The sequence below is a fragment of the Companilactobacillus kimchii DSM 13961 = JCM 10707 genome (genome assembly GCF_001435445.1).
Taxonomy (GTDB): domain Bacteria; phylum Bacillota; class Bacilli; order Lactobacillales; family Lactobacillaceae; genus Companilactobacillus; species Companilactobacillus kimchii.
In genome coordinates this window covers 274,908-298,365 of sequence record NZ_AZDH01000027.1, presented here as the reverse complement: position 1 = coordinate 298,365, position 23,458 = coordinate 274,908, and the positions used below count along the sequence as shown (strand labels likewise).

Genomic DNA, 23,458 nt, shown 5'->3' with positions numbered 1-23,458 from the left:
AAATGGATACTACTTAGAATAAGCAATAGTGGAAGTTATTGTTTTAATGATTTTTCTTGATTGGTAACTCAACGACAAATTCGCTGCCATGTGGGAGATTATCTTGAACAAAAATTCTCCCGTGGTGATTTTCCACAATCTGTTTGGCGATTGCTAAACCTAGTCCATGTCCACCACTGCTTTGATTCCGCGATTTATCAACTCGGTAAAAGCGATGAAACACTTTTTGTTTGTCGGCGTCACTAATTCCAACACCAGTATCAGAAATGATGAATTGATACTTGGAGCCCTCAATTTGATCATAGATCCTAATGGTTCCATTTTTCGGAGTATATTTAGTGGCATTGTCTAAGAGGATAATTAATAGTTGCTTGATTTTATCTCGATCCAAATAGAGTGTAGGATGGTGATAAAGGTTGATTTGAAAGACTTTGGACTGTGAATTGATGATATCTTTGAAAGGTTCAATTGGATCTTTAAGAAAGAATTCTGGTTGAGTATATTCAAAGTGTAGTTCCGTTGTAGCTTGGTCAAATCTTGCTAGATCCAATAGATTGTTAGTCAAATTGTTTAGACGACTGACTTCATCAAGTGAAACTGAAATCGATTCAGCTTCGTCAATGATTTTTTTATTGGGTTTAGTCAGCATGTATTCTAATTTACCTTGAATGATCGTTAGAGGTGTTCTTAATTCGTGGGCAGCATCGTTAACAAATTCAGTCTGTTGTTTCCAAGATTTAACGATTGGTAACATATTGATACGAGCCAGAAAATAAGAAACTACTAAGGCGATTACCCAAAAAATAAAGAAGGTAAGTGACAAGATTTTAATGAAATTCGTCATAGCTTGAATCTGTGTATCAATGTTTTGCATGATCAAAACATAATGGCCAGCATACATTGGATTATTATTATTTTTTGAGACTTTTATTAATATTGACCGGAAATTCATATTCTTAACAAGTAAAGTTTGTTTTTTGTTAAGAGATTTTTTATTTAATTTTATATTTTTTAGTATAGAATAACGATTTCCTAAACTGGATTTATTCAATAATTTACCATTGTCATCAAAAACTAAAATTGAAGCCTGGAAGGGAGCCTTGGGACTAGGTTCCTTTTTTTTGTTTTCAAAGTGATTATTTGGATCATGCGGTCCCATTTGGGAATCATCTTGTTTCATATTAGGTTGCTTTTTTACAGAAGCCATTTCAATCTTAATATCTTTATCAATACTCTTATAAGTAGATGATTGAAAAAGATTAAAGATAATTAATCCCAAGGTTAAGAAAATAATGGCAAAGGCGGCCATGATTGAAAGAAATAATTTGAATTGTTGACGACGAGTAATAGTACTCTGTTTAGATTTCATTTTCATCTTGGAAAATATACCCAACGTTTCTAATAGTTTTGATTAAGTTATCGTTGCCTGAAGGACGTAATTTTTTACGTAGATTACTCATATAGACTTCAACAACTGTAATTGAAGTATCCGAATCAAAGCCCCAAATACGTTCAAAAATTTGGTCTTTGGTTAAAATGGTATTTTTGTTTTGCAATAAATAAACTAGTAAATCATATTCCTTACCATTTAATTCGATTTTTTGTCGATTAGCCAAAATTTCGTGATTATTCAAATTTACTTCTAAGTTATTAATTTTAATGATTGAATCATCAGTTAAAGCACCACTTCTTTTTAACAAAGCTTTAACTCGTACTAATAATTCTTCACGATGAAACGGTTTGGTTAAGTAATCGTCCGCTCCCAAATTGAAACCGTGAACTTTGTCATCCAATTCGGCTTTGGCGGTCAAAATTAAAACGGGAGTATTGATACCGTCAGTTCTGATATTCTTTAACACATCATAGCCATTCATTTCGGGTAACATGATATCTAAAATAATTAGATCATAAACATTTTCGGTAGCGGCAAACTTCCCACTTAAGCCGTCGCTTTCAATATCGACTTCGGAAAAATCTGATAAGAAGGTAGCAATGTTACTTGCTAAGTTCTCATCATCTTCCACTACTAAAATCCTAATATTATTTGACATAAGAATCTCCTTTTGCAAATTCTAACAATAAGTATAAAACATAAATTTTAATTTAAGCTTAATTTAAGTTAGTTTGTCTAATCTTGTTCCTGTCGTTAAGAAAGGAATTGAACAGATGAGAAATTTACAACCGATTTTATTATCGATTCTAGTTTATTCAGTCATTTGTTTTTTAATCAATATAGCTTTTTAGAGATAGGAGAAGATAGATGATGGAATCAAAAGAATCTAGTCGTGTTCAAAAAAATGAACATAATAGTTTTCTGCATAAATTGAGAAATATTAAGTATGACTATTGGTTGATTGCTATTTTAATTTTAGCAGCCTTCTTGTATGCCTGGAATATCTGGGAAGCAGGTGAAGCTAATAATTTCTATACAGCAGCAATTGTCAGTATGACAAAAAGTTTCAAAAACTTCTGGTATGCCAGTTTTGATCCGGCAGGTTTCATAACCGTTGATAAGCCACCAGTAGCTTTATGGTTCATGACTATTAGTGCTAAGATTTTTGGAGTTCATGGATGGAGTGTCGTTTTACCATCAATTCTATTCGGAATTGGTTCGGTATATCTCATTTACAATATGGTCCAAAAACGATTTGGGAAAGTTCCAGCTCGTTTAGCCGCATTAGTTATGACATTAACACCAATTGTTGTGGCAGATTCGAGAACTAACAATATGGATGCTACATTGGTATTCTTCTTGCTACTATCGGTCTGGTTCGTCCAAAAAGCCGTTTTGAGTAAGCAACAGCGCTATGTGTGGATTGGTTTTGCATTAATTGGATTTTCTTTCAATATTAAAATGTTACAGGCTTTCATGATTTTACCAGCACTTTACTTATATTACTGGATTGCTAGTGACGTTAAATGGAAAAAGAAATTGGTTCATTTATCCATAGCAACGGTTTTCTTGGCAATTTTTACGTTGATTTGGCCTTTATCAGTCGACATGACTAATTCAAATAGTCGTCCTTATGAAGGTGGCTCGGAAACTAACTCTGCTTTGGAATTAGCTTTTGGCTATAACGGGACTCAAAGATTATTGGGGCAGACAACTGGTACTGGTGGTGCTTTCCCAGGTATGTCGAGTTCCAAGAAGAGTAGTAAATCAATGACTCCACCAAGTGGTAGTGGTAAGAAATCAAGTTCAAAACAACCAACGCCTCCAAGTGGGTCTAAGAGTAAAAATAATTCTAAGATGGGAAATCCGCCATCTAAATCAGGTAAGTCTAACGGTGCACCTAAGATACCATCAGGTGGTAAAGGACAACCCGGAGGAAATGGTCAAAAAGGCGGTGCAGGTACTGGTGGCGCCGGTGGTGGTGCTTTCAATATTGGTACTGCTGGTCCGCTTAGATTATTCCAAAAAGAATTGGGCCCACAAATCAGTTGGCTGTTATTAATTGCTCTATTTGGATTAATCTCCAGTTTTGCCTATTATCGTGGCTCGAAGATGAAAAAATGGTACTCACTTAATGCTCAAAGAAAAGAGCTTTGGCTTTGGGTAGGCTGGTTAGTTCCGGTGGCTGGATTCTTCTCAGTTGCTAGTTTCTTCCATCCTTATTATACGATTATGTTGGCTCCAGCTATTGCGGTTTTGGCCGGAATTGGAATCTATACAATGATTCAACAGTGGCGTGAGAAATCGCTTTGGGCAATGCTCTTGCCGATAGCTATTCTTTCAACAAGTATTCTACAAGCTTGGTATTTAACAGATTATTATCCAACTTTGGCATGGGTCTTGTTGATTGCTGGAATCATTATTTCGATCCCATTATTCGTTCTTCCTTGGATTGCTATTAAATTGAAGAATAAACGTATTTGGCCAACGATTGCTTTAATCTTAATTATGTTGGCACCTAGTTATTGGTCATTGACACCAACCTTAGCTGGTTCAAGTGATGGTATTCCTAGTGCAGGGCCATCGTTGTTATCTTCTGCTGGTGGTGGTGGCGGTATGGGTAATTCCCAAACTGATTCAACTTTGCTTAAGTATTTGGAAAAACATCAGGGTAATGCTGAATATCTTTTTGCAACTGATGATTCTAGTACTGCTGCTCCTTATATTATTGCAACAGGTAAAGCTGTTATGGCAATGGGTGGTTTCAACGGGACTGATAAAGCTATCACATTGAAGCAATTTAAGAAGTTAGTTAAAGAAGGCAAACTGAAGTATTACTATTCCGGTGGTAAAACTGGTGGTTCTAATAATGAAATTGTCAGTTGGATCAAGAAGCATGCTAAGAAGGTTAAATTGAGTAGTTCCAATAATAATCAAGTGGCAACTAGTTCAGTAACAGTATCTTCAAAGACTAAGAGTTCTTCTACCAAAGCTCCAAGTTCTAATGGTGGTAATCTAGGTTCAAAACAAGGTGGAATGCCTAGTGGTAAAGCACCTTCAGGTCAAAAAGGTTCAACCCCACCAAGTGGTTCGAAACCAAGTAAAAAACCATCAGGTGCAAAAGGAAATAATGCACCTAACGGTAGTGGTAATAGACCAAACAATATGAAGAAACCAACTGGTAAGAAGAAATTAACTAAGAAACAATTAAAGAAAATGAAAAAGTCTGGTAAATCAAGTGGTCCTTCAATGGGCGGCGGTATGGGTGGTCCTGGTCAATCAGGTACCCTGTATGATTTATCTAGTATCTATAAATAAATCGGAAAGGAATGATTGACGATGAATCAATTAATATCGATAGTATTACCAGTTTTCAATGAAGAGGCTGGTATTCAAGTAACCATTGATACATTGCTTAATTATATTGAGCAACAAGAAGAACGATACGAGCTGATTTTTGTCGATGATGGTTCAAAGGATAAATCTGTTCCTATTATCAAACGTGCTCTAGCTCAAAATAGTAGTATTAAATTAGTAGAGTTTTCACGTAACTTTGGTCACCAGATAGCTATTACAGCGGGTCTAAATTATGCCAAGGGTGATGCAGTCGTCGTCATGGATGCAGACTTGCAGGATCCTCCTGAAGTTATTCCTCAAATGATTGAGAAATGGCATGAAGGCTATGAGATCGTCTATGGCAAGAGAATGCAACGTGATGGTGAGACCTTTTTCAAAAAATTCACTGCTAAAATGTTTTATCGAACCTTTAAAAAGTTGGCCACGATAGATATGCCTTTGGATACAGGTGATTTTCGTTTAATGGATCGTAAGGCTGTCAACCAATTAATGAAATTACATGAGAAAGATCCCTTTGTCAGAGGTCAGGTGACTTGGATTGGCTTCAAACAAACTAGTGTGAAGTATCATCGTCAAGAGAGAATTGCTGGAGAAACCAAATATCCACTCTCTAAGATGATTAAATTAGCATTAGATGGAATCACATCCTTTTCAATGAAACCATTACAATTTGTTAATATTTTCTCCGTGGTACCTTTAGTAAGTAGTGTTTTTTATCTAGGCTATTTGATAGCCAGTCGAAATTATAATGCTGCTTCTGTTGGAGTAACTATTTTACTATTCAGTCTAGGATTGTTAATGTTATCCGTTGGTATATTAGGAAGTTATCTAGGTAGAGTTTTGGATCAGGTTAATGATCGTCCTAGGTATATTGTTAGTAAAACAGAAGGCTTCGAAGAGAGAAACAACGGAATTCATAAATTTAATGCTCGACAAATTAATAATTAATCAAATTAAAATTAATCTTTGAAATTAAAAAGTTTTCATACTGTTTAATTAACATAGAATGTGTTACAGTAATGGTAAATTTGATAAGTTGAAAGTTGTTTGATGGACAACTTTCTTGTCAAATTGAACATGAACTATCCCATTCATAAAAAAGAAGCTGACGAACACCCAGTCGTCAGCCTCTTTTTTTGTATATTAGTATATTTTAGTAGACATCACCATTATAAATTGAGTTCTTTACAATGACATAGTCTACCTTACGAAGTGATAGAAGATCTTTGCCACCACCGTAAGAAATTGAAGATTGTAGATCTTGTTGCATTTCAGTTAGAGTATCCATGATCTTACCTTTATAAGGGACAAGCATTCTTTTACCCTCGACGTTTTTGTATTCGCCTTTTTGGTATTGGGATGCTGATCCAAAGTAGGCTTTGTATTTTTGACCATCTTTTTCAATGACTTTACCAGGGGATTCTTCATGTCCAGCAAGTAGAGAACCAATCATTACCATGCTTGCTCCAAAACGAATTGATTTGGCAATATCACCGTCATTTCTAACACCACCATCGGCAATAATAGGTTTACTAGCAGCCTTAGCACAAAGTCTGATAGCAGCTAATTGCCAACCGCCAGTACCGAAGCCGGTCTTTAATTTAGTGATACAAACTTTACCGGGTCCTATACCAACTTTAGTTGCGTCGGCTCCAGCATTTTCAAGTTCACGTACAGCTTCTGGTGTACCCACGTTGCCGGCAATAAGGAAGCTACTTGGAATATTTTTCTTAATGTATTTAATCATTTTAATGACACGATCACTGTGACCGTGTGCTACATCAATTGTAATGTAATCAGGGGTTAGGTTCTGTGCTGTTAGTTGGTCAATGAACTTGAATTCATCTTCCTTGATACCAACACTAATAGAAGTAAAGAGTCCTTTTTGTTGCATGTCTTTTATGAAATTAATTCTAGTTGCTGGTTCAAAACGGTGCATGATGTAAAAATAGTCATTTTCAGCCAGTTTTTCAGCCAATTTTTCATCCAAGATGGTTTGCATATTAGCTGGTACCACTGGAATCTTAAAAGTCTTAGGTCCAAATTGTATACTTGTATCACATTCTGAACGACTGTCTACGATACATTTGTTCGGTATTAGTTGAATATCTTCATAATCAAAAACTTGCATTTATTATTCACTCCATTAATTGCGAACTATTATTATTTTTGTACTTGATTTCGTTCGTATCTATAATTTAACTGGTTCACGTTCAGAAGTCAAATATATTCTTCGGCTAAATTAAATTATGTGATAGAATCTTGATATACAAAAGAATTTGTATATCTTATTATTGATTAGTTTTTTTAATAATATAGCGATAAATATTTGACACCGAAACATGTAATTGGTATTATCATCATATTGTTAATGAAACCTTATATTAATAACGTTTATTAGAAGTCTACAAAAAATTGGTATATACAATAGGAGTGGCTAAAAATGCAACATTATACTGCAGAAGATATTACAAAAATGGTAAATGATGAAAACGTTGAATTTATTTGTTTAATGTTTACAGATATCAACGGTATCATCAAGAATGTTGAAGTTCCTGTTTCTCAATTGGATAAGGTATTGGCAAACAAGATTACTTTTGATGGTTCATCAATTGATGGATTTACTCGTATTGAGGAAAGTGATATGTTGCTACACCCTGATCTATCAACGTGGTTGATTTTCCCTTGGGGAGAAGAACATGGTAAAGTAGCTCGCTTGATCTGTGATATTTATAAATCAGATGGCACACCATTTGAAGGTGATCCTCGTGTTAACCTTAAACGTGTTATCAAAAAGATGGAAAAGATGGGTTACACTAATTTCAATATTGGTTCAGAACCTGAATTCTTCCTATTCAATCGTGATGAGCAAGGTAATCCAACTCTACATCTAAATGATGATGGTAGTTACTTTGATTTTTCACCTGTTGACTTAGGTGTTAATGTTCGTAAAGATATTGTACTTGTTCTTGAAAAGATGGGCTTTGAAGTTGAAGCTAGCCACCACGAAGTTGCCCCTGGACAACAAGAGATTGATTTCAAGTATCAAGATGCTTTGTCAGCTGCAGATAGTATTGAAACATTCAAATTAGTAGTTAAGACAATTGCTAGAAAGAACAACTTATACGCAACATTTATGCCAAAACCAGTTCAAGGTATTAATGGTTCAGGTATGCATATCAATATGTCATTATTCAAAGGTGACGACAATATCTTTGATGATCCTAATGATATGTTATCTGATACGGCTAAAGAATTTATGAGTGGTGTTTTAAAACACGCTCGTGCTTTAACTGCCATTAATAATCCAACTGTTAATTCATATAAACGTTTGGTTCCAGGTTTTGAAGCCCCAACATACATTGCTTGGGCAAGTAAGAACCGTTCACCATTAATTCGAGTACCTGCTGCATCAGGTAAGTCAAAACGTATCGAAATTAGAAGTGTGGACCCAACAACAAATCCATACTTGGCAATTGCATGTATCCTTGATGCCGGATTAGATGGTATTGATAAGAATTACGAATTAATGCCAGAGGTTAAGGATAATATTTATCATATGTCTGATGAAGAACGTCGTGAAGAAGGTATTGTCGATTTACCTTCAACATTACACAATGCTCTTAAGGCTTTACGTAAAGATGAATACGTTCAACAATCACTTGGTAAGGATCTAACAAATAGTTTGTTTGCTGCTAAGAATGCCGAATGGGCAAGATATCAACAAACAGTTTCCCAATGGGAAAGAGATACTTACATGTCACAATATTAAATTACGAATAAAGACGGAGTTATGGTTTACTTCGTTTAAGCTGCAAGTTCACCGTGAGTGGATTTGCAGTTTTTTTATTCCATCCATTACTAAAATAATATAAAAGTATGGACTATACAGTTATACTTAGAGTAATAATTTAAAGTTGAAGGGAACATTCAAATGGCTTATTCAATTGGACAAGTGGCCGAGAAAACCGGTCTTTCAAGTTATACTTTGCGATACTATGATAAAGAAGGGTTAATGCCTTTTGTTCATCGTGATGACAATGGTCGTCGTGAATTTACTGAAAATGATATGGATTTTGTTGATCTTATTTCATGTCTAAAAGAGACTGGAATGTCGTTGAAAGAGATTCGAGAATTCGTCAACATGTCGATGGAAGGCAATGTTACTTTGGAACAAAGATTGGCAATGTTTAAAAAACAGCGTGATGAAGTAATGTGTCAAATTGCCCAATCTAAAAAGTATTTGGAAAAACTTGATCATAAAGTTAAGTACTTTGAGGCTGCCTGTGCTGCTGGTTCTGAAGAAGGATTGGAAGACTTTTGTGATACTTTGGAAGCAGCTTCAAAAGCCAGTCAATCTATGAATAACTAATTTTTTATTTACATAGATTTTTCTGGAAATCAGTTTTTTTTAATGTTAAGATTTAGCGTAATCAAAATTCTGATTACTGCTTTCCCCCCAGAGAGCAGAAAAGGCCTCAGCGTAAGCTGGGACCTTTTTTATTTACCATTAATCTCTAGTAATACCCAGAACAGCAGTAGTCTTAATAGAATTATTGTTGTCTTTGCCAATTGTTAGCCAATCGGCAGCACTGAGTAAACCTTCAAGCTTATTTTCTTCGTCATCTTCAGTAACTTTACCATCTTCGAAACTACCTTTAAAAATACAGTCTAGGTAGTAATGATCAGCGTTACTTGCCATTAGTGAGGATTGATATTTCCAAGCCACCAAGTAAGTATCTTCATTTATAGAGATGTTTTTACCGTTTATCAAATTAATATTCAAAGCCATGAGAGCGCCTCCTTAAATTCGATTATATCAGAAATGAAAAGAGATATTTCAAAAAAGTATTTCTTTCACTAACCATAGTTGAGAAAAGACTAAAAAATAAAAAGATATTCAAAATTGTAATAAATTTGTACTAAAAGAATTGGCATGGAGTCAAATATCGTAGATAATTAAATATGTTATTAAAAAGGTATACAAAAAAGATGTTAAAAGTATTAACTTAGTATTATTAAGTGGGGGATAAATTTGAAAAAGAATTTGCAAATGATCCTGTTATGCCTGATGGTCTTGGTTTTAGCGGGATGCAGTAGTCAGAAGACCAAGGTCATGGTACCTGGTGGTAAGAGTAATTTTAGCAAACGATCCCATTACGGTGCCTACACTTCTAATGAAAAGGAACTACGTCATTTTATTGAAAATAAGATGATGACTAAAAAGGGTATCTATACGAATTATAAGAAGCAATCTTATAAAAAAAGTGTTGCTCGTGGTCATGAGCTACTTTCAGAATCGTCAGGTATGTGGTTGGAATATCTAGCTTATACACATCAATATAAAAAATTTAGAGAATTTTATCGAGCAACTAAAAAAACTTTTGATCAAGGTTCTCAGTTTAGTTATCGTTATACGCCTTCAACTAATAAAAAATTTAACGTTAATGCTACTTTAGATGATTTGAGAATTATTAGGGCATTACAAATGTATGCTGATCAAACAGGAAACAAGAGCTATAAAGAAGAGGCCGCACGAAGATTTGTGTCTTTGCAGAAGAATACAATGAGTAATGGAAAAATTGCTAGTTTCTATGATGTTAAAACTAGAAAGGCCAGTGATGACGGTTCATTAGCTTATTATGACTTCTCAACTTTAAAATACTTTGAATCAACTTCTAAGCAGAATAGAGAGATGTACAAAAAACAGTTAGCAGTTGTCCAAAATGGCTACTTAGGTGATGCATTTCCACTGTATGCTTCTAGTTACAATTGGAGTAATAAAACTTATAGTAATAATGATTTAAATACTTCAGAGGCTTTAGAGACATTACTTCATTTGTCAGAAGTAGGTAAGTTAAAGCAAGTCTCTTTGAATTGGTTAAAGAATCAAGTAGATCGTAATACTTTATACAATGGCTATTCAGTTAATGGTAATGTGGTCAGTCGTTCTCATTCAGCAGGTAGTTATGCTTTGGCAGCTATGATTTTTGCTAAGGCGGGTAATAAAGCGATGTATCAAAAGGCTATGAAGTTGACTTGGAAGTATCAAGTGAAGAATGAGAAATCTGTTATCTATGGTGGTATTGGAATTGAGCACCAGAATGAGGCCTATTCGTACAATAATTTAACAACGCTATTGGCGGCAAAATATTGAGGGTGAGTATTTGAAAAAATTTATGTATAACTGTTTAAATAAATTTTCAAAGTTTGTCTCTCCAGCATTATTAGCAACAATTCTAGCGGCTATTATTAGTGGAATCTTATTATTTGTACCACCAATTCATGGATTGGCTGATAATGGAGATTTCTATCGTTCTATTTTGAGTAATGGTATTTATCGTTTGCCTACTAGCTACAGTCAGTACAGTGATTTTGTGATAACTAAATTTGGTATTATGCAGTACTTTAATGAAAATAATGTATCAGTATTATCGTCACAGACCATATTTATTCAATTGGCTCTGTTATTGAATAAACTATTTTATAGTAGAACTATTTTTGATATTAGATTTATGGGGTTAGTTTATTATTTGTTTTATTTAGGTGGAATTTATCTTCTAACTAATGCCTTCGTTCATCCGTATCGTAAAGTTAAGAGTTATGTGATGGGACTTTTAATCGTATTTATTTTTGCCGACTCGGCGTATACCTTATATTTCAACTCTTTCTTTGCTGAACCGGGAATGTTTATTTTGATGCTTTACTTGTGTGCATCGATTATTTCCTTGGCAAGAAATGTTTATTCAAGAAGATGGCCAATGACTTTTTTATTTTTCATTTCGACTATTCTATTGATTACTAATAAGCAACAGAATGCACCATTGGCTTTGAGTTTTGGTGTAGTGGCGCTTGGAATTATGTTTTTACCACATTTTAAAGCTAGAAGAATGGCCACGGCATTGGGAATTATTTTAGTACTGATGTCTGGTGTAGGAATATATAAGTCTATTGGATCAGAAATTGTTGGTGCCAATACTTTTCAAACATTTTCGCATGGAACGTTGCTGGAGACTAGTGATCCGACTAAAAAAGTTGAACGTGGTGGAGTTGATGGTCAATTTGCTCTTATGAGAAACGAAAACTATTATTCTAAAAACTATGCAACCTTGGATCCAGGTAGTAAATATGTTAAAAAGCATTTGATGGACAAAACAGGTTTTGCTTGGATTGTTCGTTACTATGCGGGTAATTTAAAACAATTTAATAATTTATTGGATGTAGCGGCTAAAGATGTAACGGCAGTACAACCTCGCGCAGTAGGTAATTTTGTTAGAAATTCAGGCCATAAACCGGGAGAGCAAGTCAAATATTTTACCGCGTATAGTTCTTTAATGGGGGCTTTTTTTCCAGGTAAATATGCTTTTGACTGTTTACTTGCGGTCGGCTTTATTGCTGTCTATAGTGTTGGCTTTTATTTGGATATTAAGGCTAAACGTTATATGGGGATCTTACGATTTTTCCTAATTTTTGGATTGATGACTGTGGTTGTTTTTGTGCCAATTGTTTCCATTGTCGGTGATGGCGATGCTGATTTAGCTAAGCATCTATTTTTAGTACCAGTCAGTCTGAATATGTCTTTGTTGATGTTTATTTCTGATTTGATAAATCATACATTGTGGAATACTGAGGGGGATGAAGCCAGTGAATAGAAGGATTAAATACTCTTTAGTGTTATCCCTAATGTTAATTCTGTTCTCATTAGTTAATTTCTCTCGAACAATAGAAGCTGCTACGAATAATAATCGGATTTTACTAGTTTATGATTCACGAAATGATGTAAAAAATGATAAGAAAAATATTGATGCTTTACAACGAAGCTTAACCAGTATGGATTTACGCGTTAAAACTGTTCCGCAAGCTGATTATAAAAAAGGCACTTTGAATAAAGAATATTTAGGAGTCATCACGATGATAAACTGGCGCCAAGTTGGTTTGATCAATCGAAATTTTATTAGTGATCGAGATAAATTTTCGGGAATAAAATTACATATTGGTGAAAATCTTACGCAAACGGAGATTAATCAATTGGGAATTAAGGTTCAGAAGGTTTACCAGCAACAGTTCATTTTAAAAGAAGATTCTAATCGTGAACAGTTGCCGTTTAGTCAGAGCATTACAGTCGTGACTCAGCAGGCTGACGGAGCAAGACAAATAGGGACTCTATCGACTCAACAAAAAGATCAAAGAAGTTATCCTTTTGGCTATATCAATGGAAAACAAGGATATTTACCATTTTTTACGAATAAGGGTTTAAGTTTGATTGTAGAAACTCAAATGATTGCTCAGTTATTTGATCGAGTGGGTAAGTTTCGGCCGTTGTTGACGATAACTAATGTGACTCCGTATACAAATTTACGAACACTAGATGAATTGAGTAAATTCTGTTACAAGATGGAAATACCTTTTGCCATAAGTACAACTTCTGTAAGTGAAAATACTGAAATGAAGGCCTTTGATCGGTTCACGGCGGTTTTAAGAAATATTGAGAATCGTGGCGGAATCATCTTTCTGCAGACTCCTGAAGTTAGCAGTGGTGTGGATACTGCCGGTCAATTGCTTAATCAGAAATTTCTGACATATATTGTCAGTTTGGCTCGACAGCAAGTTTTTCCAGTTGGTATAAGCTCGGCTGGCTTTTGGAATCAAGATAAAATTTTGCGGAACAATTCATTGAAATACGCAGATCATTGGTTGTTGATGCAGGATGGTACTAAAGTTACTTATATTAATCAGGACAACGATGCACAGATTGCTAAACAGAGTTTTTTTGCCATGCCAGCGGCTTCACTTAATGATGTGAAAAAAAGTGATTCTACGACGTTTACAATTCCGACTGCTCTAACAATTAATATGCCGTATTCGCAAAAAGAATTAGAACATGTAGAGAATGAAATTAAAAATCTTCATCTGAGTTGGTATAACCCAGTGGAGGATGGGTTCAGTTCTGAAATCAATACTGAAACTACTAGTTTGAAATATGATCATGGTGATTATTCAGTTAACGGCAAGTTAGAGGATATTCAGAATACTAATTTGGATTTGAATAAACAATTTTCTGATGGTAAATCTAATTCGCTTTTTAAAAATTACTTCAAAGTCCAGGGAAATATTTTGGCTGTTTTCTTTGTCATTATTATGATCATTCTTTTGATTTTTATTTTTATTGGACAAAAAGTTTATTGGAATCGATTTAAACGTTAAGGAGGGATAGCTATTTCAGTCTTAGATTTTTTTCTAATGGTTGCAATTATTTCTATTTGGGGAACTTTGGTAGTTAATTTAATTCTAACTGTCGCTGGATACACATGGTATTTACGACATGTTGCAAAACCCGATCCTGAATTACCAGAAAAGGCACCGTTTGTGTCGATATTAGTACCGGCACATAATGAGGGGATTGTTATTGTTAAAACAGTTTTGTCTTTATTGAGCTTTGATTATCCACAAGATAGATATGAAGTTATTGTTATTAATGACAACTCTAGTGATAATTCGGCAGATTTATTGAAGAATTTACAAGACCAATTTGGTGAGGCACGTTTAAAAGTTATCAATACGGATAAAATTACAGGTGGTAAAGGTAAGTCTAATGCTTTAAACATTGGTTTAAAGAGTGCTAAAGGAAGTATTATTTCAATTTATGATGCAGATAATACACCTGAACATGGGGCGTTAAGAATTCTTGTAGCAGAGTTATTATCAGATGATAAATTAGCGGCCGTTATTGGAAAATTTAGAACACGTAATAAGAATGCGACTTTGTTGACACGCTTTATCAATATTGAAACCTTATCGTTTCAATGGATGGCTCAGGCGGGACGGCAACAATTATTCCATTTGTGTACGATTCCAGGAACTAATTATGTTATTCGACGTAGTGTGATTGAAAAAGTTGGTGGCTGGGATGTTAAAGCTTTGGCTGAGGATACTGAAATCAGTTTTCGAGTTTATCAAATGGGCTATAGGATTAAATTTCAACCACGAGCAGTTACTTGGGAACAGGAACCTCAAACCTTAGATGTTTGGTTCCACCAACGTACTCGTTGGGTAAAAGGCAATATATACGTTATTATCAAAAATGCTAAATTACTCTTCCAGAAAAAGGGACGTCCTATTCGTTTTGATCTCTTATACTTTTTGACAATTTATTTTCTATTAATGACGTCATTGGTTCTATCTGATTCAGTTTTTGTTTTGTCAGTGGCAGGAATCGTTCATTCCAATTTACAAGGTTTCAGTAATTATCTCTGGTTATTTGCTGTCTTGATGTTCGTTATTAGTACTTTTGTAACGATAACGACTGAGCGGGGTGAATTGACTTTTAGCAATTTGTTATTAATTGTTTTTATGTATTTAGTTTATAGTCAAATGTGGCTAGCAGTAGCCGCTTACGGAATGGTGGGGTATATTCGTGAACAAGTCTTTCATAAGCAAGCAAAGTGGTATAAAACAAAACGTTATAAATAGTTTGGCAATTTTGATTACTATTTTCATCGCTGCAATAACTTTGTCACAGCCAACTTCAGTACAGGCGGCAGATAATCAAACTTATACGCAGCAATTTCAAAATAGTACAACGACGCTTTCTGGTAAATCAGTGGAAGCCAATATGTATTTTACGAAGATGGATTATTGGGATTTGAAAAAAGTTACTTTTAATTTCAATTATCAAATTTCACAGTTAGCTAATCGTCAGGCATCTGATATTACAGTTTCTCTGAATGGTGTAAAATTCTATTCTTTTAGACCTAAGGATAAGACTGGTTTTCAAACTGAAAAGATAACTGTGCCATTGGATTTAGTCAGCGGTAGTAATCGGTTAACAATTAGCGGTCAAGTTTTGGATCAAATGCCAGATAAGAATTATCAATTGCAGCAAACACCAGCAAATTGGTTAACCATTGGTAACGGCTCAAATATAAATTTTGAATATCAACTTAAAGAAGCAGAGAATACATTAAGTTCTTTCTATGCTCACTTTTCTGGTCAGGATACGATTGCCTATCAACGTTCTAAAATAGCTACGGCAGACAACCCAACTGCTAAAGAATTGACCGCTAGTATGATTGCTTTGTCTGGTGAATCTCGAATTATTACGACTGAAAATGATCAAATTCCTGTGGTTAAAGCGTCAGAATTGAACGCGGCCAAGAATGACTATATGTTAGTGGTTGCTAAATATGATCATTTGCCAGATGAATTAAAAAAACAGATTGATCCTAATCAATTAAAGAATAAGGCTCTTATCAAAACATACTATACCGACGGTAGGTATTATTTAATTGTTACGGCTAAGTCGGGAGCACTGTTGGAAAAAGCAGCTCGTTTCATCGCTAATGAGGAGTTAATGAAAGAGACTGATAAGGATAGTGAGGATATTGAGGAGACGACGGATACTTATACTTCATCCTTACATGACAATGGAACACATTATCTGACAACTTCGGCCGATCGAATTGAAGGTGCTGGTCATAAGGAGAGTAGTTATTTAGTACAGCTTCCCAATGACCGTTCAAATGCTGATGGATCACAAATAACGCTACATTTCAATTACAGTAAGAATTTGAATTTTAACCGATCATTAGTAACGCTTTACGTTAACAATACAGTGATCGGCAGTAAGAAATTGACGGCTGTTCATGCTAATAACGATACGCTGACTGTTAAATTGCCACGTGGATTGTCACTAGGGAGTAGTTTTACAGTCAGAGCAGCTTTTGATCTTGAAATGAAAGATCAAGATACTTCTGACAATAGTAATACGCCGTGGGCACAAGTCAGTCCAGACTCGAAAATGTTAGTGAAATCACAACGAAGCAATGACCTGCTGTTTACAAACTATCCCATGTTATTTATCAATAATGAGACATATGATGATATAGCAGTAGTTGCTCCTAAAAGTTTGAATACAGATGACTTCAAGACATTAACTAATATTTTTAATTTGATTGGTAATTTTGCAAAGAGCAATACAGGAAGAATTCAGTTTTATAAATCAATGCCAAGTCAGAGTGTCTTGAAGAATAGCAATGTGATTGTATTGGGCACACCTCAAAATAATCCAATGATTAAAAAATTGAATCCTAATCTTTATTTCAAGTATTCGAAGAATTTTAATCGAATTGTTTCTAATGAAAAGTTAAGTATTGAAAAAGATTATGGTAAAAATATTGGAACGGCGCAATTGATGCGTTCACCATACAATGATAAACGTGGAATGCTAGTTGTTACGGGAAGTAATACTAAAGATGTTTATTTGGCTTCAACACAGATCAACTTTCAAAAGAATATTCAACAATTTACCGGGGATGCAGTGGTTGTCGATATGAATAATGCTCATTATGGATATCGATTTAAGAAGAACAGAGCTATTGATAAGTCTCTTGAAAATAAACGTACTTTCAGTAAAAATTCTCAATTGATCCTATATTTGGGATTAGCTTTGATCGTGATGATTCTGATTGGAGTAGGAGTTATTTTGACTGTTAGAAAGCAAGGACACTTGAATGGAGGGAGTAAGCATGGCGGAAAACGATAATGATGATGAAAAAAGTTCACTTCTACAAGATGTTGGTTTATTAGTCTTTCTTTCTTTATTCAGTGCTACAGCAATTCTTATGGCGTTGACTGGTAACATTTTGTTAAATGTAATTTATCTATTCTGTACGATCATGTTGTTAATGATTACTTATTTCTTTGGCATTTTGCCCAGTTTGATTTCTAATATTGTTTTCATTGCAATTCAGGCCGTCATTATGATTTATCAGTATGTCAGTCAGACGGCACGGATTCCTTGGCAATTGAGTTTTTGGATGGTTATACCGATGCTTTTATCATTAGCACTTTATTCGATGACCAAGAATCAAGTAGCCCTTCAAAAGTCCAACGGAGAGCTGAGGACAGCTTTGATTGAACGTGGGGCATTTGATGAGCAGACTAATTTGCGGACGACAGTGGCTTATATTGAGGATATAGCGGTATTTGCGGAAACAAATCGTCGTTTTGATATTCCTGTTACGACAGCTATTATTAAAATTCGCTATTTTAATGATTTGAGGCGGATGATGAGTCCTAATCAAACTAAGTTATTGTTAAAATTGACGACTGACTCTATTAAAGAAAAAACACGGACTAATGATATTACCTATTTGTTGAACAGTGATGATCCGACGTGGGCCATTCTGTTGTATACCGATAATAAAGGAGCAGGGATAGCCACTGGTCGAATTAAGGAAGGCTTTGAAAAGAATGTGAAGGCTAATGATTCGCTTTCAAGAATGGCCATTTCAATGGTCGTGGGGATTGCCTCATGGGATTCGTCAACTATGAAGACACCTTATGATCTGATGAATGCTGGTATTCATGAAACGCAGTATGATGTATAAAAAATAAAGTATTAAAAGAGCCTAGGGCAATGATCATCAAGAATGATTACTGTCTTGGGCTCTTTTTAGACACGAGAGATTATGTTTTAATTCTTTGCATGAAAAGATTGATTTCTACTAAAGACAAATTGTATTCAATTTCTAGAAAATTAGGAATAAAACTAATGATAAAAATAAAAAAAGACACTCATTTCTGAGTGTCAGATATATTTGTATGTTAGTGATTTATTATAAGTAAAAAAATCGCAAAAAAGATAATATCAAGAATGGCCGACCATTCATACCACTTATCAGGCTTATTAAATTCTACTGTGTTATGCCCTCGTTTACGAGGGTACCACGACGGATATTCTTTTTTGGACATGTTCTTCATTTTGCATCTTCTCCTTATTTATTGATTCAATTATATCGAGATTTTAGAAAAAATTCTACCGATAAGCAGATTTTTTGAACGAAAAATTAAAAATGTAAGGGCTTGCTTTTTACAAAAATAGTAATATACTTATTTCATCCGTTGAGTTAACAACAAATTATTAGGAGGTAGACAAATGAAATATCAAGTAAGCTTGAATACTAAATCTCAAATGTTTACCGTTGTAGATACAAATACAAAAGTCTTTGCAAACGGTAAAACAATTGAAGAGGCAGTTAATAAATTAAAGACTGCATAATTCTTTTATATAATAAAATTCAGTTATTAATTAATAAATGATTCAAGGTTTAAAACCTTGAATTATTTTTTTGTTTTTAAATCGAAATTTACAAATTGTATAGTGAAAAAAAGACTGATAGAAAATCTAGAAAAGATTTTCTATCAGTCTTTTTGAATTTATTATTTAGCGTTCTTTTGTACGGCCTTTACAGCTTGCTTGTGAGTTCCATCATACAATTTCCATTTTTTGTTAGTAGAAGTTTTAATTGTTGTTTTACCAACCTTAACAAAAGTCCAATCGAAATCGGGTTCCATCATAATTCTGAAACCATCAATTTTGAATTTTTTAGGATTCTTTTTATTCATAACAATTTTGGCCTTTTTAAAGTCAGTGATTACTTTTTGCGAACCATCTTTATTTACACGAACAAATTGAACTTTCTTTTTGTCTTTGCCAGTAAAGAAGGTGATATATTCATCCTTGTTATCACTACTTACTCCGACGTAATCATGACCTTTGATTTCATCTTTTGTAATCTTCTTTGCAGAGTGCTGATCTACTTGTTGAGTACTTTTAGTATTTGAACAACCAGTAGCTACTGTGGCAAATCCACCCATTAATGAAACAGCGGCTAATAAAGTAACCAATGTTTTTTTCATTATAATCTTCTCCTTGATGCACAATATGTTGATAGAAATCTATCATCACTGTTGATTCTATGGTAACGAAATGTAAAAAGCAATTTATATTGTAAATTTTCAAGATAATTTTAAATAAAACTTATCTTTTTGGAATATTATGTTGTATACTTAACTAGTTATGACATGCGAACTTAGTTTAATGGTAAAATACCAGCTTCCCAAGCTAGTGTCGCGAGTTCGATTCTCGTAGTTCGCTTTATACAGTTTCGATAAGTTTCGATAAGCCTCGAAATGCTGATAAATCAACGTTTTATATTTTTAATGTTTCGATAGATTACGATAAGTTTTGACGAAAGTGTGTCACGAGTGTGTCACGCTTTTTATTTTGCAATAAAGCTGGCTAACTTGTTAACGGTGTCTAGTTGAGCCTTTTGTGAAACGTGCCAGTAAACTTTCATGATTTGAGATGTGTCAGAATGACCAAGCTGTAATTGAACAGCTTTGATACTTGAACCAGATTCAAGCATAAGAGAGCACGCTGTGTGTCTAATTCCGTGGACGTTAATACGCTTAAGTTTATCCTTATGGTTTTTATTGTATGTGTCTATTACAACTTGTAGCCATTTATTTAGTTTAGTCAGGCTTAATAACTGGTTTTGAGTATTGGGAAATAATAATTGATTTTCAGTAGTATCAATATTGAATCCCAGATTGAACATTTGCTTACGTAATTCAATTATCCAATGCTTCAATACTTTGCACGTCTCATCGTCCAATCCAATCGTTCTAACGGATGTTTTAGTCTTTGGAGTAGTGATGATAGGGGCGTTGTCAATTCCACGGCTAACAGTCTTATTTATCCTTAGAGTCTGATTTTTGAAATCGATATCATCAATAGTTAAAGCTAAAAGTTCGCCTTTACGCATTCCTGTAAAAAATGCTACTCTAAACATAGCAATTGCTTTTTGATTGTGGTCAGAGTAAGTAGTGTCAAGTTGTTTGAAAAAATCTGCTGTTTCTTCTTTAGTCCAGAAGTTAGTTATTTTTTCATCACCGATACTGCTTTTTTTCTTGGGCATGATAATCAGATCCATTGGATTTTCATATATTATTTTTAATCGTATAGCTTCTTTGAAAACTAGGTTGGCATAATATTTTACCATCTTAAAAGAACTTAATTTCTTTGACCACTGGTTAACCGCTTCCTGACACATAGGAGCGGTTATTTTTTTGATCTCATACTTTCCCAGAGAAGGGATGATGTGGTGCTCAAATAGCCCCTCAACACGGTTTAACGTACTTTCTTTGACTGTATTCTTGTATGAATCAAGAAAATACTGATAAACATCTTTATACCTTAGATTTTCATTACTAGAATATCCGTGATTATCAATTTCTGATAATTTAGTGTTAAGAAATTTTTGACATTCAGCTTTAGTTTTAAAGCCACGTTTAGTTGTTCGTTTAACTTTACTGGTTAGTGGATCAATACTACTTGGATAAACACATCTCCACAATTCTTTGCCTGATTTGATTTTATATTTTGTTATTGTTGCCATTTTTAATCCTCCAAAATTAGCGTGGGAGCATAAATTTTAGAGTTTAAACAGGCATCACCTCCTTAAAATTTGGTAAAAATAAATAAGCCTACTTGAGACTTAGTTTATTTTTGTATTAATTGTCAAATTTCATTTCATTACCAACATCACGATGAGCAATTTGCTGTCCATTGGGTAAAATGATTTTAATATTTGGTGTCTCTACATTATTAGCATCGGCACGTCTTAGAGTTACTGCCTGTAATAATGTTATAAGTGGCTCTAAATCATTATAAGAATAATCCTCCCAAGCTTCAAAACCAGTCCAAGTTACGGTATTACCAGTCTGATCATAACTAACATCAGTTGCATTACCACGGTTAACATAACCATTCAATTGTTTAGTATATTTATCGTATTTATTTATTTTCTTTTTAGGCATGTTTTTATGATTAGTATTTTCAATGAAAATAGCACCATCATTATTAGTAAGTCGATTACTAATTTTTGCTTCTATATAATATTCGATCTCTTTCTTATCTGTTTCACCTGTACCAGGACCATTTAATTTGATGGCCCATTTTCCGTTATTATTAGCAGTAACTTTTTTAATTACTCGATAATTATCATCTGGATTTTCAAATTTAATAATTGCATTTGGTGAACTAGTACCACTAGCAGTAATAGTATTTCTATCGGTATTATTGATAATTAAAGCATTATTGGAATTAGAATGATTTACATGCAATTTTGTATATGCTGATTCTGGGATGTCTCCGACAGATATTTTAAGTGTATCTGATTTTTTACCATTTTTTTGGGCCGTAACTTTATAATCAGTACAATCATCTAACCCAGTTGCTTTAAAAGTACCGTTCCCATTAGACTTAACAATAATATTGTCATCTATGCCATCAGCATCTTTTAAAATCACTTTACTGTTTGATAGTGTTTCACCATATAAAACACCTTTGGTATGTGTACCATTAATATGTATATTCTTAGATCTTAATTTTAAAAATGGTGTGGGATGAATAATACTGTCAGCATTAGAAACTATGCCATTTAACAAAGGTATTATAAGTATTACCGATACAATTACTGAAATCACAAATAATATCTTATTGTATTTTTTACTTTTATAACTTCTAAACATCCAATAAATTAGTGCAACAATCAGTAATACATTAAAAATTATCCAAAAATAATTCATTAATATTTCCCCCATAAATATATATTTAATCAGTATAAGTATATCAGAAAAGGATGTATTAAAAGTTAATTCATTACCATTTTCTTCTTTACTATATATTCGTATCTTAGAGGAATGCAGAATTGTTGAAGGAACATAATATAGTCATTAAATTGGATGTCATTATCACGGCAATACTGTAGTAGTAAATCGATTGCTACCTTATTAGCAGCTCCCTCAGAACTAATTTTTCCAGTATTTGAATGGTCATACATATAGCAAGAATCACCGTTGAGCATATGACCAATTTCATGAGCTACCATCATTGGTAATTCTTCTTGCTTGTACCAATTCGTATTAATGAACATCATGTTTCGCTCCGGTATAGCTAAAGAGGGCCAATCAGAATCAATTCCATTAAGTAGTTCAAATCCTATGTGATGATCTAATGCGTAATTCAGTAAATAAGTTGTAACATCGCTCATACATTATTTTCCCCCATCTAAGATACGTCTAATCATTTCTAATTCTTCTGGTGGTATTTCTCTACCACCATAGCTCATGATAGTGTAGTCATCTTGCATAGCATCTTTAATATCTATTTTTTTAGACTTAGAACTAGTACTTGGATCATCAGTCTTTCCCAAAAGGTAATCCACAGAGACGTGAAGAACTTCGGCAACCCTGTTTACTCTTTCAATAGATGGCTGTTTGCTTTTCCATGAGTAAATTACGTTTTGCTTAAATCCAGCTTTTTCATTAAGTTGATTTAAACTCATGCCACGTTTTTTTGAAATTTCTTTTATCTTATCAAACATTGTCATATTAGTCTTTTCTCCCAAAATGACGACATTAATTTAAACTATAGTATTAAAACTTCTTGCAAAATTTAAACTTTAGTTATATTATTAATTCATCAAGTAATTGAGCAACAAAAACACACGACCACCGATACAATACTTTGGCGAGAATTGCGGTAGTAATAGGGTTTAAATTGCTTATTTGGTATGCCTTTATATTAGACTATAGTTTAAATAAATGCAATAACTTGATGAAAAAATAACAGTAAAGGAGCTGATTATATGCCAGAACAACAATTCGCAAAGGTAGCACATGACATTGAACGATCAATTAAGATCGCATTGCTTAATCGAGATATGACGCAAAAAGAGTTAGCTGAATTGATTCATGCTAATCCACAGCAATTAAATAGAGCTATTAAAGGCGACATGACACCCAAGTCACGTGAGTTACGCGAACAAGTAGCACGAGTTTTAAATCTATAAAAAAGAAGGC

The 23,458-nt window shown here is 33.9% G+C and carries 21 protein-coding genes and 1 tRNA gene; 13 read left to right on the top strand and 9 right to left on the bottom strand.

Annotation, left to right across the window (positions count from 1 at the left end):
- Positions 1-43: 43 nt before the first annotated feature.
- Entirely contained in the window at positions 44-1,369 is a 1,326-nt protein-coding gene (locus FC97_RS12990; protein WP_158163548.1) for a sensor histidine kinase, read from the bottom strand.
- Positions 1,359-2,051 (bottom strand): response regulator transcription factor, encoded by a 693-nt coding sequence (locus FC97_RS12985; protein WP_054642083.1) that lies wholly within the window; start codon positions 2,049-2,051, stop codon positions 1,359-1,361. The genes FC97_RS12990 and FC97_RS12985 overlap by 11 nt, the downstream gene beginning before the upstream one ends.
- Before the next feature lie 212 nt (positions 2,052-2,263).
- Here FC97_RS12985 and FC97_RS12980 point away from each other — a divergent pair, with 212 nt between their 5' ends.
- Positions 2,264-4,711, top strand: a complete 2,448-nt coding sequence (locus tag FC97_RS12980) for an ArnT family glycosyltransferase (protein WP_371125789.1) — start codon at positions 2,264-2,266, stop codon at positions 4,709-4,711.
- A 21-nt stretch (positions 4,712-4,732) separates the two neighbouring features.
- Positions 4,733-5,698, top strand: a complete 966-nt coding sequence (locus FC97_RS12975) for a glycosyltransferase family 2 protein (protein WP_054642082.1) — start codon at positions 4,733-4,735, stop codon at positions 5,696-5,698.
- 205 nt (positions 5,699-5,903) lie between these two features.
- On the opposite strand, the gene guaC is transcribed toward FC97_RS12975, so the two are convergent.
- Complete coding sequence (gene guaC, locus FC97_RS12970) at positions 5,904-6,881, bottom strand: GMP reductase (protein ID WP_054642081.1); 978 nt, start codon at positions 6,879-6,881, stop codon at positions 5,904-5,906.
- A gap of 312 nt (positions 6,882-7,193) precedes the next feature.
- Here guaC and glnA point away from each other — a divergent pair, with 312 nt between their 5' ends.
- Positions 7,194-8,522 (top strand): type I glutamate--ammonia ligase, encoded by a 1,329-nt coding sequence (glnA, locus tag FC97_RS12965; RefSeq protein WP_054642080.1) that lies wholly within the window; start codon positions 7,194-7,196, stop codon positions 8,520-8,522.
- 162 nt (positions 8,523-8,684) lie between these two features.
- Positions 8,685-9,122: a MerR family transcriptional regulator gene (locus FC97_RS12960; RefSeq protein WP_056968347.1), complete on the top strand. Its 438-nt coding sequence runs from the start codon at positions 8,685-8,687 to the stop codon at positions 9,120-9,122.
- 138 nt (positions 9,123-9,260) lie between these two features.
- Here the strand turns inward: FC97_RS12960 and FC97_RS12955 are convergent, their stop codons facing one another.
- Positions 9,261-9,542, bottom strand: a complete 282-nt coding sequence (locus FC97_RS12955) for a hypothetical protein (RefSeq protein ID WP_054642079.1) — start codon at positions 9,540-9,542, stop codon at positions 9,261-9,263.
- A gap of 243 nt (positions 9,543-9,785) precedes the next feature.
- On the opposite strand from FC97_RS12955, the gene FC97_RS12950 reads away from it, so the two are divergent.
- The 7 genes from FC97_RS12950 (at position 9,786) to FC97_RS13810 (ending at position 18,809) form a co-directional block, all read left to right on the top strand.
- A complete protein-coding gene (locus FC97_RS12950; protein ID WP_225868654.1) occupies positions 9,786-10,907 on the top strand; it encodes a hypothetical protein in 1,122 nt (373 codons plus the stop codon).
- 10 nt (positions 10,908-10,917) lie between these two features.
- Complete coding sequence (gene wsfD, locus FC97_RS12945) at positions 10,918-12,402, top strand: glycan biosynthesis hexose transferase WsfD (RefSeq protein ID WP_306424889.1); 1,485 nt, start codon at positions 10,918-10,920, stop codon at positions 12,400-12,402.
- The gene (locus tag FC97_RS12940) at positions 12,395-13,954 is read left to right on the top strand and encodes a polysaccharide deacetylase family protein (RefSeq protein ID WP_143442738.1); all 1,560 of its coding nucleotides are present in this window, start codon (positions 12,395-12,397) and stop codon (positions 13,952-13,954) included. Before wsfD ends, FC97_RS12940 begins: the two co-directional genes overlap by 8 nt.
- A 36-nt stretch (positions 13,955-13,990) precedes the next feature.
- Positions 13,991-15,220, top strand: coding sequence for a glycosyltransferase family 2 protein (locus FC97_RS12935; RefSeq protein ID WP_054642076.1), 1,230 nt, complete (start codon positions 13,991-13,993; stop codon positions 15,218-15,220).
- Positions 15,159-17,291, top strand: coding sequence for a cellulose biosynthesis cyclic di-GMP-binding regulatory protein BcsB (locus tag FC97_RS12930; RefSeq protein ID WP_082397462.1), 2,133 nt, complete (start codon positions 15,159-15,161; stop codon positions 17,289-17,291). Before FC97_RS12935 ends, FC97_RS12930 begins: the two co-directional genes overlap by 62 nt.
- Positions 17,275-18,138, top strand: coding sequence for a hypothetical protein (locus tag FC97_RS12925; RefSeq protein WP_054642075.1), 864 nt, complete (start codon positions 17,275-17,277; stop codon positions 18,136-18,138). Before FC97_RS12930 ends, FC97_RS12925 begins: the two co-directional genes overlap by 17 nt.
- 548 nt (positions 18,139-18,686) lie before the next feature.
- Positions 18,687-18,809, top strand: a complete 123-nt coding sequence (locus FC97_RS13810; protein WP_256970478.1) for a hypothetical protein — start codon at positions 18,687-18,689, stop codon at positions 18,807-18,809.
- Between the two features lie 161 nt (positions 18,810-18,970).
- Here the strand turns inward: FC97_RS13810 and FC97_RS12920 are convergent, their stop codons facing one another.
- Positions 18,971-19,450, bottom strand: a complete 480-nt coding sequence (locus tag FC97_RS12920) for a hypothetical protein (protein WP_054642074.1) — start codon at positions 19,448-19,450, stop codon at positions 18,971-18,973.
- 167 nt (positions 19,451-19,617) lie between these two features.
- On the opposite strand from FC97_RS12920, the gene FC97_RS12915 reads away from it, so the two are divergent.
- Positions 19,618-19,688, top strand: a tRNA-Gly gene (locus FC97_RS12915).
- Between the two features lie 124 nt (positions 19,689-19,812).
- Here FC97_RS12915 and FC97_RS12910 read toward each other — a convergent pair.
- The 4 genes from FC97_RS12910 to FC97_RS12895 all read right to left on the bottom strand — a co-directional run bounded on the left by FC97_RS12910 (position 19,813) and on the right by FC97_RS12895 (position 22,986).
- Positions 19,813-20,991, bottom strand: coding sequence for a site-specific integrase (locus FC97_RS12910; protein ID WP_056968342.1), 1,179 nt, complete (start codon positions 20,989-20,991; stop codon positions 19,813-19,815).
- 115 nt (positions 20,992-21,106) lie between these two features.
- Entirely contained in the window at positions 21,107-22,183 is a 1,077-nt protein-coding gene (locus FC97_RS12905; RefSeq protein ID WP_054642073.1) for a YIP1 family protein, read from the bottom strand.
- A gap of 65 nt (positions 22,184-22,248) precedes the next feature.
- The gene (locus FC97_RS12900; RefSeq protein WP_054642072.1) at positions 22,249-22,647 is read right to left on the bottom strand and encodes a hypothetical protein; all 399 of its coding nucleotides are present in this window, start codon (positions 22,645-22,647) and stop codon (positions 22,249-22,251) included.
- Between the two features lie 3 nt (positions 22,648-22,650).
- Complete coding sequence (locus tag FC97_RS12895; RefSeq protein WP_054642071.1) at positions 22,651-22,986, bottom strand: helix-turn-helix domain-containing protein; 336 nt, start codon at positions 22,984-22,986, stop codon at positions 22,651-22,653.
- 258 nt (positions 22,987-23,244) lie between these two features.
- Between FC97_RS12895 and FC97_RS12890 the strand changes: the two genes are divergently transcribed.
- Positions 23,245-23,448 (top strand): helix-turn-helix domain-containing protein, encoded by a 204-nt coding sequence (locus FC97_RS12890; RefSeq protein ID WP_054642070.1) that lies wholly within the window; start codon positions 23,245-23,247, stop codon positions 23,446-23,448.
- Positions 23,449-23,458 lie beyond the last annotated feature (10 nt).

Excerpts from the sequence above, each read along its gene's own strand:
- FC97_RS12910 (WP_056968342.1), bottom strand. The coding sequence starts at position 20,991 with ATGGCAACAATAACAAAATATAAAATCAAATCAGGCAAAGAATTGTGG.
- FC97_RS12990 (WP_158163548.1), bottom strand. The coding sequence starts at position 1,369 with ATGAAATCTAAACAGAGTACTATTACTCGTCGTCAACAATTCAAATTA.
- FC97_RS12900 (WP_054642072.1), bottom strand. The coding sequence starts at position 22,647 with ATGAGCGATGTTACAACTTATTTACTGAATTACGCATTAGATCATCAC.
- glnA (WP_054642080.1), top strand. The coding sequence starts at position 7,194 with ATGCAACATTATACTGCAGAAGATATTACAAAAATGGTAAATGATGAA.
- FC97_RS12980 (WP_371125789.1), top strand. The coding sequence starts at position 2,264 with ATGGAATCAAAAGAATCTAGTCGTGTTCAAAAAAATGAACATAATAGT.
- FC97_RS12960 (WP_056968347.1), top strand. The coding sequence starts at position 8,685 with ATGGCTTATTCAATTGGACAAGTGGCCGAGAAAACCGGTCTTTCAAGT.
- FC97_RS12905 (WP_054642073.1), bottom strand. The coding sequence starts at position 22,183 with ATGAATTATTTTTGGATAATTTTTAATGTATTACTGATTGTTGCACTA.
- FC97_RS12955 (WP_054642079.1), bottom strand. The coding sequence starts at position 9,542 with ATGGCTTTGAATATTAATTTGATAAACGGTAAAAACATCTCTATAAAT.
- FC97_RS12985 (WP_054642083.1), bottom strand. The coding sequence starts at position 2,051 with ATGTCAAATAATATTAGGATTTTAGTAGTGGAAGATGATGAGAACTTA.
- FC97_RS12935 (WP_054642076.1), top strand. The coding sequence starts at position 13,991 with ATGGTTGCAATTATTTCTATTTGGGGAACTTTGGTAGTTAATTTAATT.
- FC97_RS12895 (WP_054642071.1), bottom strand. The coding sequence starts at position 22,986 with ATGACAATGTTTGATAAGATAAAAGAAATTTCAAAAAAACGTGGCATG.
- FC97_RS13810 (WP_256970478.1), top strand. The coding sequence starts at position 18,687 with ATGAAATATCAAGTAAGCTTGAATACTAAATCTCAAATGTTTACCGTT.
- FC97_RS12920 (WP_054642074.1), bottom strand. The coding sequence starts at position 19,450 with ATGAAAAAAACATTGGTTACTTTATTAGCCGCTGTTTCATTAATGGGT.
- FC97_RS12975 (WP_054642082.1), top strand. The coding sequence starts at position 4,733 with ATGAATCAATTAATATCGATAGTATTACCAGTTTTCAATGAAGAGGCT.
- FC97_RS12925 (WP_054642075.1), top strand. The coding sequence starts at position 17,275 with ATGGCGGAAAACGATAATGATGATGAAAAAAGTTCACTTCTACAAGAT.
- FC97_RS12890 (WP_054642070.1), top strand. The coding sequence starts at position 23,245 with ATGCCAGAACAACAATTCGCAAAGGTAGCACATGACATTGAACGATCA.
- guaC (WP_054642081.1), bottom strand. The coding sequence starts at position 6,881 with ATGCAAGTTTTTGATTATGAAGATATTCAACTAATACCGAACAAATGT.